Origin of the sequence: Cupriavidus taiwanensis (genome assembly GCF_900250115.1) — a bacterium.
GTDB classification, from domain to species: domain Bacteria; phylum Pseudomonadota; class Gammaproteobacteria; order Burkholderiales; family Burkholderiaceae; genus Cupriavidus; species Cupriavidus taiwanensis_B.
This window is the reverse complement of the sequence record NZ_LT984803.1, coordinates 1,355,826-1,368,912: the sequence shown is the minus strand read 5'-3', so window position 1 is coordinate 1,368,912 and position 13,087 is coordinate 1,355,826. Positions and strand designations below refer to the sequence as shown.

The following is a 13,087-nucleotide window of genomic DNA, read 5'->3' as shown; positions in this document are numbered from 1 at the left end:
GTTCCCGGCCGCCGGCCACGCCGGCTGGCGGGGAAGCCACAGCGCGTTGCTGCAGCGGCTGGGCAATCCTTAATTAGTGCCCGGGCCGGAGGATTTCAAGAGGGGGGTGGTATCGCCGGGCGCCTCAGGCACCGGCGCGATCGAAGCCGGCCTTGCGCGCCAGCACGATGGCCTGGCCGCGGTTTTCCACTTCCAGCTTGGCGAAGATGCTGGTGATATGGTTGCGCACGGTCTTCTCGCACAGGTCCAGGTGCGCAGCGATCTGCGCGTTGTCGCGCCCCTGCGCGATCAGCTCGACGATATCGCGCTCGCGGCGCGTCAGCGCGGTGAACGCGGCGAACCCGGCAGAGCGCGCCGGCTGCGCCGACGGCAGGAACGCACGCACCTCGTCGAGCCAGCGGCGCCATGCCGGCTCGTCCTCCAGCAGCAGGTGGTTGCCGCTTTCCAGCGGCACGAAGCGCGCCCCCGGAATCTCGCTGGCAATCAGGCGGCCTTCATCGAACGGCACGCGCGCATCGCGCACCGCGTGCAGCACCAGCGTCGGGCACGACACGCGCGGCAGCAGCGCCACCACGTCGATGTCGTTGAACACGCGCATGAAGCGCGCGGCATTCAGCGGCGAGGTCGACACCCGCTCGAGTTCGTTGAACCAGGCATGCTGCTCGGCGCTGCCGCCGGGGATGAACTGGGTGGTGAAAAACTGGCGGAAGGCGGGTTCTCCTGGCCCCAGCCCAGCTCGGCCAGCTTGTTCATCAGCTCGGCTTCTTCCCGCAGGCGCTGGCTGAGGTGGTCGCGCTTCAGGCGCCCGCGCGCATAGCCGCCGTGCAGCACGAGGTGGCTGACGCGCTGCGGATGCGCGACCGCGTAAGCCACGGCGATCGATGCGCCCTGCGAGATACCCAGCAGCGGGAAATGGTCCACGCCGGTGGCGTCGACGATGGTTTCGAGATCGCGCAGCCAGGCCTCGAAGGACAGGTCCTCGATATCGCGGTCGGAGAGACCGCAGCCACGCTCGTCATAGCGGATCAGGGTATGCGTGTCCGACAGCGCCGTGATCATGTGGCTCCACACCGGGCTGCCGACGTCGAACTCCAGATGGCTCATCCAGTTGGCCGCCTTCACCAGCGGCGCGCCGCTGCCGGTGATGGCATAGGCCAGCCGCACGCCATCGCGGCTGGTGCACAGGCGGATCTGCTGCTTGAACATCGGCATGTCGAGGCCGCGCGGGCTGGAACTGCCGGCCGGCAGCCGCGGGCCGCGGCTGCCATGCGGGCGCGCCGCGTGACTTCCCTAGCTTAGGCAAAGGACCGGCGGCGCAAAAGCGCCGCCGCGGGTTCAGGACAGGCATTCTCCGCTGCCACGCGCATCGCTGCGTGCGCCGTCGGCATAGGGGTTGCGCGAGCCGGCACGCGCGCCCTCGGTAAAGACATCGAAGCGGCCCATGCGCGCGCCGTCGGTATAGGGGTCCGGCTTGCGCATCCCGTCCTGGCTCGCCTCGAAGCCGCGCACCCGGCACACGGAAAGATTGCCGCGCGCCACCACGGGCAGCAGCGCGCTGTCTGCGCCCGGACTGCGCGCGCCCTCGGCAAACGCATCGCGCTGGGCGGCGTGGCGCGGCATGGCGGCGGCCAGCGCTTCGCCATAGGCACCGGCCTGGGCCGGCTGGCTCAAGCCCGCGGCGAGTGCGGCCGTGGCAACGAGGATGGGGGCAAAATTCCTGTGCATTGCAATCTCCAACTACGGCAAGCCGGCGGCAAGTCTGACCCGGCCATGCCGTCATCCAGGCGATCGACGACCAACAGCGCGGCTGCACGGGATCGCCCGTGCCGTGCGAGCCATTGCCTGGCGCGGGGCGGCTGCCCTCCCATCAGGGCAGCGGCGTGGCGCCGGACTCCGGGAACCGGGTGTGCTGGGGCAGTCTGGATGCCGCCACGCCGATGAGGGAACTGCCGCAAGGCGCGGGGCTAAGACAACTGAGGGACGCATTGTCGGATGCGGGCAGGCCCGCCGCATGAGGCCACGGTCCCGGTTCGGGCCGCCGGGTGGCCGCTTTCCGGGACCTGTGCCCCGCTGCCGGCCTGGTGCCCAAAGAAAAAGCCCCCGGGGCGCCTGGCGGCGCAGGCCCGGGGGCTGGCGGAGCGGGCCGCGGGCGCGTCCCCGCCGCGCTCAGATTTCGACCTTGGTGCCTAGTTCGACGACCCGGTTGGCCGGGATCTGGAAGAAGTCCGACGGCTTGGCGCCGTTCTGGTGCATCCACGCGAACAGGCTTTCGCGCCACATCGGCATGCCCGGCAGCTTGGACGGGATCACCGATTCGCGGGCGATGAAGAACGAGGTCTCCATCAGCTCGAAATGCATGTCCAGCTTGCGATCAGCCAGGTCCAGCACCTTCTGCACGTCGGGGGTTTCCTTGAAGCCATATTCGGACTTCAAAATGAACACGCCGCCGCCCAGGTCCTTGCAGCTCAGGCGATGGTCGTCGTCGACATACGGCACGTCGCGCGTGATGAAGTTCAGGAACACCACGCGCTCATGCAGCACGCGGTTGTGCTTGAGGTTGTGCAGCAGCGATACCGGCACCGAGTCGGTGTTGCCGGTCAGGAACACCGCGGTGCCCTCGACCCGGTGCGGCGGGTGCGCCAGCAGGCCGGCGATGAAGGGCTCGAGCGGGATGCCGTCTTCCAGGCTGCGCGCGCGCAGCAGCTTGCGGCCGCTGTACCACGTCATCAGCAGGAAGAACGCGCTGCTGCCCAGCAGCAGCGGGAACCAGCCGCCTTCGGCGACCTTGAGCAGGTTGGCGGCGAAGAACGACAGGTCGACCACCAGGAACGCCGCGCCCAGCAGCGCGACCAGCGCCGGATTCCATTTCCAGACGTTGCGCATGCACACCGTCGCCAGGATGGTGGTGATGACCATGGTCGTAGTCACCGCGATGCCATAGGCCGCCGCCAGGTTCTCGGACTTCTTGAACGAGATCACCACGGCGAACACCAGCACCAGCAGCAGCCAGTTGACCACCGGCAGGTAAATCTGGCCGATCTCCGCCGCCGAGGTATAGCGCACCCGCATGCGCGGCAGGAAGCCCAGCTGGATCGCCTGGCTGGTCAGCGAATACGCGCCCGAGATGACGGCTTGCGAGGCGATCACCGTGGCGCAGGTGGCCAGCAGCACCATCGGGATCAGCAGCAGCTCCGGCACCATCAGGTAGAACGGGTTCTCGGCGCCGGCCGGATTGTTCAGCAGCATCGCGCCCTGGCCGAAGTAGTTCAGCATCAGGCACGGCATCACCAGGATGAACCAGCCGATGCGGATCGGGCGCGCGCCGAAGTGACCCATGTCGACATACAGCGCCTCGGCCCCGGTCAGCACCAGGAACACCGAGCCGAGCACGATGAACGCCTGCAGCGCGTGCTCGACCAGGAACGTAATGCCGTAGTACGGATTCACCGCCTTCAGGATCTCGGGCGCCTGCACCAGGTTGTAGACCCCCAGCGCGCCCAGCGCCAGGAACCACGCCGTCATCACCGGCCCGAACAGCTTGCCCACCGCCGCGGTGCCGTGGCGCTGGATCAGAAACAGCCCCGCCAGGATCGCCAGCGTGATCGGTATCACGAATTGCGACAACTGCGGCGCGGCGATTTCCAGGCCCTCCACCGCCGACAGCACCGAGATCGCCGGCGTGATCACCGCGTCGCCGTAGAACATGCAGGCGCCGAAGATGCCCAGCATCATCAGCACCCTGGCCTTGCCCGAGCGCGGCGCCACGGTGCGCAGCACCAGCGCCATCAGCGCCAGCACGCCGCCTTCGCCGTCGTTGTCGGCCCGCATCACGAACACCACGTACTTGATCGAGACCACGATGATCATGGCCCAGAACAGCATGGAGATCACGCCCAGCACGGCATCAGGGCTGAAGGCGATGCCATGCTCCTTGCTGAAGCATTCCTTGAGGGCGTAGAGCGGGCTGGTGCCGATGTCGCCGAAAACGACGCCTACCGCGCCGAGCACCAGGGCGCGCGTGCTGGGGCTCTCGACAAAATAATGGCTGGTTGTGGATTGGGTCATGAGGTTGGGTGTGCTCGACCAGAGCGCCGGCAGGTTTGGTGGCTCTGCCGCGGGCCGGTCCGCTCCCGCGCAACAGCTTGCTGCGCGCGGGGCCGGTGCTGGTTGCGGTTCTTATTGCATTGCACAAACGCGCGCAATTCTAGTTGAACTGTCGACTATCGACCACTGCGGCAAAAAGGGATGCCGCTTTCGTGACTTCGCAAGAATGGGAGGGAAGTGGCGGATGGTCAAGCCCCGCCGAAGCAAAACAGAGACACCTTGCGCCCGCAACGGCCGTTGCGGCAGGGCAACAATGGGCAGCAGACGTCACCTACGCCGATTCAGATGCCGCTTCAGACGCCAAGATAGCGGTCCAGCGCTTCCGGCTTGCCGGCCAGATCCGAGGCCGGCCCGGACAGCACCACCCGGCCCTTTTCCAGCACCACGGCACGGTCGGCGTGCGCCAGCACCGAGCGGAAATTGCGGTCGACCACTACCGACGCAATGCCGGTCGCGCGCACCGTGGCGATCACCGTCCAGATCTCGCGCACGATGCGTGGCGCCAGCCCTTCGGTGGCCTCGTCCAGCACCAGGCAGTCGGGATTGGTCATCAGCGCGCGGCCGATCGACAGCATCTGCTGCTCGCCGCCGGACAGCTGCTGGCCGCCATGCGAGAGGCGTTCCTTCAGGCGCGGGAACAGGTCCAGCACGCGCGCCTCGTCCCAGTCGCTGCGGCCATTGCAACCCTTGCGCGCGGCCATCAGCAGGTTTTCGCGCACCGACAGGCTGGGGAAGATGCCGCGGCCCTCGGGCACGTAGGCCACGCCGAGGCGCGCCACCTCGAATGGCTGCGCGCGCGAGACCTCGCGGCCGGCCACCAGGATGCGACCCTGGCGCTGGCGCACATGGCCCAGCAGCGTGCGCAACAGCGTGCTCTTGCCCATGCCGTTGCGCCCCAGCAGTCCGACTGTCTCGCCCGCGCCGACAGTGAAGTCGATGTCGCGCAGCACGTGGCTGGAGCCATACCAGGCGTTGATGCCGGTGGCCTCGATCATCGGCGTCGGCCGTGCCGCAGCGGTATTGGGCAGGTTCATGCGGCCTCGTCCTCTTCCTCGCCCAGGTAGGCGACCTGGACTTCGTGGTTGGTGCGGATCGCCTCGGGGCTGCCGGTGGCGATCACGGCGCCGTTGACCATCACGGTGATGCGGTCGGCGACCGAGAACACCGCATCCATGTCGTGCTCCACCAGCAGGATGGCGTGGCCTTCGCGCAGGCCGCGCAGCAGCGCCAGCATCCGCGCCGATTCTTCCGCGCCCATGCCTGCCAGCGGCTCGTCCAGCAGCAGCGCGACCGGCTGCGTCGCCAGGCACATCGCCACCTCGAGCTGGCGCTTCTGTCCGTGCGCGAGGTCGCTGGCGCGCCGGTCAGCCAGCTGTTCCAGCCCGGCCCGCTCCATGGCCTCGTCGGCCAGCGTCGCCGCCGTGTGGCAGCCCTGGGCGCTTTCCCACAGCCGCCAGGCGCGCTGCGCGCGCGACTGTGCCGCGAGCCGGCAATTCTCGCGCACCGTCAGCGGCAGGAAGATGTTGTTGCGCTGGTAGCTGCGCCCCACCCCATGGCGCGCCAGCCGCGGCTGCGACCAGCCGGTCACGTCCTCGCCCTTCAGGCGCAGCCGGCCAGACGACGGCGGCAATTCGCCGGACAGCATATTGATCAGGGTCGACTTGCCGGCGCCATTGGTGCCGATCACCGCGTGGATCTCGTGCAGCGCCAGCGTCAGGTCCACCCCGGCCACGGCGGTCAGGCCGCCGAAGCGCCGGGTCAGCTGCTGCGCCTCGAGGATGGTGGTGGCGGGCGCGTTCATGCGGCCTCCGTATGGCTGCGCGGCTCCGCCGCGGCTTCGTCGGTGCCGGAACCGGCATCGCCATTGCTGCGGCGCCGGCGTCCGTGCCGCAGCACCGACGGCAGGCTGACCAGCCCGCGCGGCAGCAGCGCCACCGCGACAATGATGAAGCCGCCCATCAGCAGCTGCCAGTGCTTGGTCAGCGTGCTGAACCACTCGGCCAGCAGCACGAACGAAAACGCGCCCAGCACCGCGCCGGCGAGGCTGCCGACGCCGCCCAGGATCACCATCAGCATGGCGTTGCCCGACTGGTGCCACGACGCGATCTCCGGATTGACGAAGCCGAACTGGATCGCATAGAGAAACCCCGCCAGCCCCGCCAGCAACCCGCCCGCGACAAAGGCGCCAAGCTGGTAGCGATAGGTGGCATAGCCGGCCGCGCGCATGCGCTGCTCATTGTGGCGGATGCCGACCAGCGCGTGGCCGAAGCGCGAGCGCAGCACCAGCATCAGCACCGCCACGGTCGCCACCAGTCCCAGCCACACCAGCCAGTAGAAGTGCATGGGGTCGTTCACCGTCAGCAGATGCTCGCCGGGAACGGGGAATTCCGGGCGGAAGTAAATATAGGTGCCGTCGCTGCCACCCGCGACCTTGGTGTCGTGGAACACGAAATACACCATCTGCGCGAACGCCAGCGTCACCATGATGAAATACACGCCGCGCGTGCGCAGCACCAGCGCGCCCACTACCAGCGCCAGCGCGGCCGACGCCGCCAGCGCCCCGGCCAGCAGCACCCAGCCATTGCCGGGGCCGCTCTGCGGCGCCAGCATGGCGGTGGCATAGGCCGCCATGGCGAAGTAGGCGGCATGGCCCAGGCTGACCAGCCCGGTGTAGCCGATCAGCAGCTGCAGCGACAGCGCGAAGATCGCCATGATCATCACCTTGCTGAGCAGCTCGATATAGAACTTGTGGCTGTCCGCGGTCAGCAGCAGCGGCAGCCCCGCCAGCACCGCAAAGGCCACCACCCAGCCCAGCGCGGTGGCCAGCGTGGCGTTGCGCGCAGCGTGCCGGCGCGCCGGCAATGTCGTCGGATTCATGTCATCCCGCCTTGAACAGCCCCTGCGGCTTCCACAGCAGGATCACCGCCATCAGCAGGTAGATCAGCACGCCGGCCGCCTCCTGCCAGAACACCTTGCCGAAGGTATCGACAAAGCCCAGCAACAACGACGCCACCAGCGCGCCCTTGACCGAGCCGATGCCGCCGATCACCACCACCACGAAACAGACGATCAGCACCTGCGCGCCCATGCCCGGATAGACCGACGACACCGGCGCGGCGATCATGCCGGCCAGCACCGCCAGCGCCACGCCGAGCGCGAAGACAAAGCGGTACAGCACCGTGATATTGATGCCGAGCGACTGCACCATCTCGCGGTTGGTCGCGCCGGCGCGGATCATCATGCCCAGCCGCGTGCGGCGGATCACGTAGTACATCGCCAGCGCCACCACCAGGCAGATGGCGGAGATGAACAGCCGGTACACCGGGTAGGTCATGTCGTTGCCGATCGGCAGCGCGCCGTCGAGCAGCGCCGGCACCTGCACCCCGTGCACGTCATCGCCGACCAGGATGCTGCGCAACTCCTCGAACACCAGGATCAGCCCATAGGTCATCAGCACCTGCTGCAGGTGGTCGCGCTCGTACAGGTAGCTGAAGAAGGCCCACTCCAGCACATAGCCGAACGCCACCGCCAGCACGATGCCGAGCGGGATGGCGATGAACAGGTTGCCGGTCAGGCCGGCCAGCGTAAAGGCCAGGTAGGCGCCCAGCATGTAGAAGCTGCCGTGCGCCAGGTTGATTACGCCCATGATGCCGAAGATCAGCGTCAGGCCGCTGGCGACCAGGAACAGCAGCAGGCCGTACTGGACGCTGTTCAGGCACTGGATGAGGAAGGAGACGATGTCCATGCGGGCAATACATCAAGAAACCGAAGAGCGCCACGCATGCTGGTGGCAGGCTCCCCTCTCCCGCGCGCGGGAGAGGGGTTGGGGGAGAGGGCCGGCGCTGGCTGTGCGCAAAGGCTTTCGCTCCGTGGAGACTCTTGCCCTCTCCCCGGCCCCTCTCCCGCAAGCGGGAGAGGGGAGCAAACACGCGGGTGTTAAAGCGCCTACAGCCGACACCCGCGCGCCGGGTCAGCCAGCGCCTTCACCGCCACGGAGCTGACCTTGTTCTCGCGCCCGTCCACCTTGCGCAGGTAGAAATCCTGCACCGGGTTGTGCGCCCTGGACAGCGTGAAGGTCCCGCGCGGGCTGTCGATCCTGGCGCCGCCCATGGCCTTGTACAGATCGGCCTTGCGCGTCATGTCGCCCTTCACCGCGGTCGCGCCGGCCGCCAGCAGCTGGGCGGCATCGTAGCCCTGCACCGCGTACACGTCGGGCTGCAGCTTGTAGGTCTTGGCGTAGTCCAGGCGGAAGTTCTTGTCGCGCGCGTTGGACAGGCCGTCGGCGTAATGCAGCGTGGTCTCCAGACCCTGGGCGGCGTTGCCCTGCGCCTCGAGCGTGCCGTCGGTCAGGAAGCCCGAGCCATACAGCGGGATCTTGTCCTTCAGCCCGGCCGCGGCCCAGTCCTTGACGAACTTGACCGCGCCGCCGCCGGCAAAGAACACGAACACGGCATCGGGCTTGAGCGACGCCACTTCCGTGATCAGCGCCTGGAACTCGACATTGGGGAACGGCAGGCTCAGCTCCTTCACCACCTTGCCGCCCTTGGCTTCGAACGCTTCCTTGAAGCCCTTGACCGACTGTTCGCCGGCGGCGTATTTCCAGGTCAGCGTCACCACCTTCTTCAGGCCGCGCTCGCCCAGCACCTGGCCCATGGCATAGCCCGGCTGCCAGTTCGAGAATGAGGTGCGGAAGATATTGGGCCCGCACAGCGGCCCGGTGGCCTCGTCGACGCCGGCGTTGGGAATGATCAGCAGGGTATTGTTTTCCTTGGCCACCTTGACGATGCCCATCTGCACGCCGGAATGCACGGTGCCGACCACCACGTCGACCTGGTCGCGCTTGACCAGCTTGGTGGCATTCTCCGGCGCCTTGGCCGGATCGGACTCGTCGTCGACCTTGAAGTATTCGATCTCGCGCCCGCCCAGCTTGCCGCCCTGCTGCTGCACGTACATGCGGAAGCCGTTTTCGATGGCGTTGCCCAGCGCGGCGTAGGTGCCGGTGTACGGCAGCATGAAGCCAACCTTGATCTTGCCACCGGCGGGGGCGCCGGCCGCGGGTGCCGCGGTCTGCGCGGAAGCGCCGGCCATGGCAAAGACGGCGGCGGCGGCAAGGCAGGCAGGCGCAAGCCTGCGCGATGGGAAGCGACGCATGTTGTCTCCTGGTGGTCAAGCCGGTTGGCTCGCTGGACCGTTGCCGGTCACCCCTGCCCTTGCCACGGGCCGCCGCCGCATCCGGCACCGGGACCCCTGCGCAATCGGCGGGAAGCCGAATTATTTTAGGTTTGAAGTATATGCGTTTATATGCCGAACCGCGGCCAGCGTCAACGGATCTTTTTGGTCGCGATGGGGCGAATGTCCGCATCGCGCGAGTTTAAGCAAGGTGGTGTGGGGGGCATATCGATGGATACCCTCGATCTGCGCCATGGTGCCGTACTCGTCGTCCTCGCCCTGCACCGCCAGCACCGGGCACTGGATGCTTGACAGCAGAGGCCGCAGGTCCCAGCGGCGGAATTCAGGGTCGAGCCAGATATCGTTCCAGCCCCAGAACGCGGAATCGACATCCGCATGGTGGCGCGCCAGCCGCTCGCGCAGGTCGGTTTCCAGGTAGGCCTGGCGCGTCGCCGCGATGCTGCGCACCGACAGGTCTTCGACCACGATATGCGGCGCCAGCACGGTGATGCCCGCCACCGCGCGCGGAAAGCTGGCCGCATGAATCAGCGCGATCGAAGCGCCATCGCTGTGGCCGAGCAGCCAGGGTATGCCATGCGCGCGCCCGGGTCCGATCCCGAGCGCATCGAACAGCGCCGGCAGCGCCTCGCGCGCCTGCCGGTGCATGAAATCGGGGCGCCACTTCTCCTCGTGCGGCCGCGGCGTGGAGCGGCCGTAGCCGTAGCGGGAAAACACCAGCCCGCGGTAATCGCCGGCCTCGCACAAGTCCAGCGGAAAGTCGCGCCACATGCTGATCGAGCCGAGGCCCTCGTGCAGGAACACCACCAGCGGGCGCTGCGCGCGTTCCGGGCGCAGCCACTGGTACTCGATCTGGATACGGCGGTTGTCGAACGGGATCTCGACCAGGCTGCTGGGCATGGACACCTTGTCTGCTTGCATCGGTTAAAAAAAATCAGTCGCGTGCGGCCTGCTCGCGCTGCCGCAGGCGAAAGCGCTGGATCTTGCCGGTCGCGGTCTTGGGCAGCTCCGCCACGCACTCGATCTGGCGCGGATACTTGTACGGCGCCAGGCGCGACTTGATAAAGGCCTGCAATTCCGCCGCCATGCCGTCGTGCCATTGCTGGCCGGGGCGCAGCACCACGAAGGCCTTGGGCTTGACCAGTTCGTCGGCATCGGTGACGCCGATCACCGCCGCTTCCAGCACGGCCGGATGCTGCGCCAGCGCGGCCTCGACCTCGAACGGCGAGACGTAGATGCCGCCGACCTTGAGCATGTCGTCGCTGCGCCCGGCATAGGTGTAGTAGCCGTCGGCATCGCACAGGTACTTGTCGCCGCTGCGGGTCCACGCGCCGACAAAAGTCTCGCGGCTCTTGTCGCGGTTGCACCAGTACATCAGCGCGGCGCTCGGGCCCTTGATGTAGAGGTCGCCGATCTCGCCCGCGGCGCACGGCTCGCCTTGCTCGTCGAGCAGCCTGATTTCGTAGCCGGGCACCGGCACGCCGGTGGTGCCGTAGCGCACCGCGCCGGGCCGGTTCGACAGGAAGATATGCAGCATCTCGGTGGAGCCGATGCCGTCCAGGATGTCGCAGCCGAAATGCGCGCGGAAGCGCTCGCCGATATCGCGCGGCAGCGCCTCGCCGGCGGAGGTGCATATGCGCAGGGCCATCTCGGCGCGCGGCGGCAGCTCGGGCGCGGCCAGCATGCCTGCGAACAGCGTCGGCACGCCGCAGAACACCGTCGGCTGCTGCTCGCGCAGGCGTTTGAACACGGCCGCCGGCGTCGGCCGTTCGGCCATCAGCACGGTGGTGGCGCCGACCGACATCGGGAAGGTCAGCGCGTTGCCGAGCCCATAGGCAAAGAACAGCTTGGCGGCGGAGAACACCACGTCGTCCTCGCGGATGCCCAGCACTTGCCGCGCATAAAGATCGGCGGTGTGGAACAGGTTGGCGTGGGTATGCACGGTGCCCTTGGGCCGTCCGGTCGAGCCGGACGAGTACAGCCAGAACGCCATGTCGTCGGGCCCGGTGCTGGCCGTCGGCGCCGGCGCGCGCGTGCGCGCCAGCATCGCGCCAACGCTGCAGGACGGCGCGGTGCCGGCGTGCGGCGCGGCCTGGATCACGGTCGGCGACAGTCCGCCCTGGTCGAGCGCGGCCTGCATCACCGGCAGCAGCGGCTCGGACACCACCACCGCGCGCGCGCCGCTGTGTTCCAGCATGTAGGCGTAGTCGTCCGCGGTCAGCAGGGTGTTGACCGCCACCGGCACCACGCCCGCCAGCAGGCAGCCCAGAAACACCACCGGAAAATCGACCGTATCCAGCGCGCACAGCAACAGGCGCTCTTCCTGGCGCAAGCCCGCCGCGCGCAGTGCGCCGGCGAAGCGGCGGGCCCGGTCATCGAGTTCGGCGTAGGTCAGCGCGGCGGTGTCGTCGCGATAAGCGGTCTTGCCGCCGCGGCCGGCCGCCAGGTTGCGCGACAGCAGGTCGTCGGCGGCGTTATAGCGTGTGGGCAGCGCCGCAATGGCCGCGGCGCTGCCGGCCGCGGCCGCGGCAAGGTTGGGGGGCGTCATCTCTGCACTCCTCGCTGGCGCGCGCCGCGGCCCGACCAGAGTCTGGCGGGCGCGCGCCGGCGCCAGGCCAGTCGCTGTCATGGGGACCGGCCGGAACGCAGCCGGGATCCGCTTGTTGATGCATTTTATTTCACATCAACTATTATGCAACCAAGGGAATGCACTATAGAACAGGGTCCGCGGTGGCAGCCGCCTCCGGCACCACTTGGCGCGACCCGCTGAACGTATAATGCGCCCCTGCTGTTTTCCCGTGCCTTCCTTTGGCCGCACCAACCCCGACCGACACCATGCGCCGCGATTCCGCACCGCTGCCAGCCGCGAACGCCGCCGAGGCCGACACCCCCGCCGCGCCCGCCGCCAACGCCGAACGCGACCCTTACCTGACCCAGCTGGGCGAGCGCATCCGTTCGCTGCGGGCCTCGCGCGGCATGTCGCGCAAGGACCTGGCGCGCGGCGCGGCCGTGTCCGAACGCTATCTGGCCAACCTGGAAACCGGCACCGGCAATGCCTCGGTGCTGCTGCTGCGGCAGGTGGCGCGCGCGCTCGATGTGCCGCTGCCGGTGGTGCTGGCCGAGGTGGACAGCCTCAACGGCCAGCAGGCGTCCGAGTTCGCGCAGATGGTGCAGTGGCTGGCGCAACTGCCGGCCGGCGAGCTCGCGCGCGTGCGCGAAGCCTGCCGCCATGCCCTGGCGCCGGAGCAGTCCGGCGATGCGCGCCACCGCCGCATCGCGCTGATCGGCCTGCGCGGCGCCGGCAAGTCGACGCTGGGGCGCGCGCTCGCCGCCGTGCGCGACGTGCCCTTCGTCGAACTGAATGCCGTGATCGAGCAGGAAGCGGGTGCCAGCCTGTCCGAGATCCATTCCCTGTACGGGCAGGCCGCCTATCGCCGCTATGAAATGCGTGCACTGGAGCGGACCCTGCGCGAACATGACCGCATGGTGCTGGCCACCCCTGGCAGCCTGGTGTCGGAACCGGCCACCTTCAACCTGCTGCTGGCGCAGTGCTACACCATCTGGGTGCGCACCTCGCCCGAAGAGCACATGGCGCGCGTGGTGGCCCAGGGCGACATGCGGCCGATGGAAGGCAACCGCGAGGCCATGGCCGACCTGCGCCGCATCCTCGAAGCGCGCGCGCCGCTGTATGACCGCGCCGACCTCTCGATCGACACCAGCGGGCAGGACGCCGCCACCTCGCTGCAGCAACTGCGCGCCCAGCTGCAGGCCGCGGGCGCCTGAGCCGCCCGGCGGG

10 protein-coding genes and 1 pseudogene are annotated in these 13,087 nt (G+C 68.3%); 1 reads left to right on the top strand and 10 read right to left on the bottom strand.

All coding sequences use genetic code 11. The features are described 5' to 3' along the window. Positions 1-124 precede the first annotated feature (124 nt). From CBM2586_RS06625 to CBM2586_RS06580, 10 genes and pseudogenes are all read right to left on the bottom strand, one after another. Positions 125-1,212, bottom strand: a pseudogene (locus tag CBM2586_RS06625) (alpha/beta fold hydrolase). 123 nt (positions 1,213-1,335) lie between these two features. Then, a complete protein-coding gene (locus tag CBM2586_RS06620; protein WP_115687066.1) occupies positions 1,336-1,725 on the bottom strand; it encodes a hypothetical protein in 390 nt (129 codons plus the stop codon). A gap of 441 nt (positions 1,726-2,166) precedes the next feature. After that, positions 2,167-4,065 carry a potassium transporter Kup gene (locus CBM2586_RS06615; RefSeq protein ID WP_115662332.1) on the bottom strand — a complete coding sequence of 633 codons (1,899 nt, stop codon included), beginning with the start codon at positions 4,063-4,065 and terminating at the stop codon, positions 2,167-2,169. A gap of 332 nt (positions 4,066-4,397) precedes the next feature. Further along, positions 4,398-5,138, bottom strand: a complete 741-nt coding sequence (locus CBM2586_RS06610) for an ABC transporter ATP-binding protein (RefSeq protein WP_115662333.1) — start codon at positions 5,136-5,138, stop codon at positions 4,398-4,400. Further along, positions 5,135-5,905: an ABC transporter ATP-binding protein gene (locus CBM2586_RS06605; RefSeq protein WP_115662334.1), complete on the bottom strand. Its 771-nt coding sequence runs from the start codon at positions 5,903-5,905 to the stop codon at positions 5,135-5,137. Before CBM2586_RS06605 ends, CBM2586_RS06610 begins: the two co-directional genes overlap by 4 nt. Beyond that, positions 5,902-6,981, bottom strand: a complete 1,080-nt coding sequence (locus CBM2586_RS06600; RefSeq protein WP_115662335.1) for a branched-chain amino acid ABC transporter permease — start codon at positions 6,979-6,981, stop codon at positions 5,902-5,904. The genes CBM2586_RS06605 and CBM2586_RS06600 overlap by 4 nt, the downstream gene beginning before the upstream one ends. 1 nt (position 6,982) lies before the next feature. Further along, positions 6,983-7,849 carry a branched-chain amino acid ABC transporter permease gene (locus tag CBM2586_RS06595; protein ID WP_025582061.1) on the bottom strand — a complete coding sequence of 289 codons (867 nt, stop codon included), beginning with the start codon at positions 7,847-7,849 and terminating at the stop codon, positions 6,983-6,985. A gap of 200 nt (positions 7,850-8,049) precedes the next feature. Then, positions 8,050-9,255: an ABC transporter substrate-binding protein gene (locus CBM2586_RS06590; protein WP_115662336.1), complete on the bottom strand. Its 1,206-nt coding sequence runs from the start codon at positions 9,253-9,255 to the stop codon at positions 8,050-8,052. Between the two features lie 120 nt (positions 9,256-9,375). Next, positions 9,376-10,191, bottom strand: coding sequence for an alpha/beta fold hydrolase (locus CBM2586_RS06585; RefSeq protein ID WP_172583312.1), 816 nt, complete (start codon positions 10,189-10,191; stop codon positions 9,376-9,378). A 34-nt stretch (positions 10,192-10,225) separates the two neighbouring features. Continuing rightward, a complete protein-coding gene (locus tag CBM2586_RS06580) occupies positions 10,226-11,839 on the bottom strand; it encodes a benzoate-CoA ligase family protein (protein WP_115687065.1) in 1,614 nt (537 codons plus the stop codon). A gap of 287 nt (positions 11,840-12,126) precedes the next feature. Between CBM2586_RS06580 and CBM2586_RS06575 the strand changes: the two genes are divergently transcribed. Further along, positions 12,127-13,074: a helix-turn-helix transcriptional regulator gene (locus CBM2586_RS06575; protein ID WP_115663768.1), complete on the top strand. Its 948-nt coding sequence runs from the start codon at positions 12,127-12,129 to the stop codon at positions 13,072-13,074. Positions 13,075-13,087 lie beyond the last annotated feature (13 nt).

Excerpts from the sequence above, each read along its gene's own strand:
- CBM2586_RS06620 (WP_115687066.1), bottom strand. The coding sequence starts at position 1,725 with ATGCACAGGAATTTTGCCCCCATCCTCGTTGCCACGGCCGCACTCGCC.
- CBM2586_RS06615 (WP_115662332.1), bottom strand. The coding sequence starts at position 4,065 with ATGACCCAATCCACAACCAGCCATTATTTTGTCGAGAGCCCCAGCACG.
- CBM2586_RS06610 (WP_115662333.1), bottom strand. The coding sequence starts at position 5,138 with ATGAACCTGCCCAATACCGCTGCGGCACGGCCGACGCCGATGATCGAG.
- CBM2586_RS06605 (WP_115662334.1), bottom strand. The coding sequence starts at position 5,905 with ATGAACGCGCCCGCCACCACCATCCTCGAGGCGCAGCAGCTGACCCGG.
- CBM2586_RS06600 (WP_115662335.1), bottom strand. The coding sequence starts at position 6,981 with ATGAATCCGACGACATTGCCGGCGCGCCGGCACGCTGCGCGCAACGCC.
- CBM2586_RS06595 (WP_025582061.1), bottom strand. The coding sequence starts at position 7,849 with ATGGACATCGTCTCCTTCCTCATCCAGTGCCTGAACAGCGTCCAGTAC.
- CBM2586_RS06590 (WP_115662336.1), bottom strand. The coding sequence starts at position 9,255 with ATGCGTCGCTTCCCATCGCGCAGGCTTGCGCCTGCCTGCCTTGCCGCC.
- CBM2586_RS06585 (WP_172583312.1), bottom strand. The coding sequence starts at position 10,191 with ATGCCCAGCAGCCTGGTCGAGATCCCGTTCGACAACCGCCGTATCCAG.
- CBM2586_RS06580 (WP_115687065.1), bottom strand. The coding sequence starts at position 11,839 with ATGACGCCCCCCAACCTTGCCGCGGCCGCGGCCGGCAGCGCCGCGGCC.
- CBM2586_RS06575 (WP_115663768.1), top strand. The coding sequence starts at position 12,127 with ATGCGCCGCGATTCCGCACCGCTGCCAGCCGCGAACGCCGCCGAGGCC.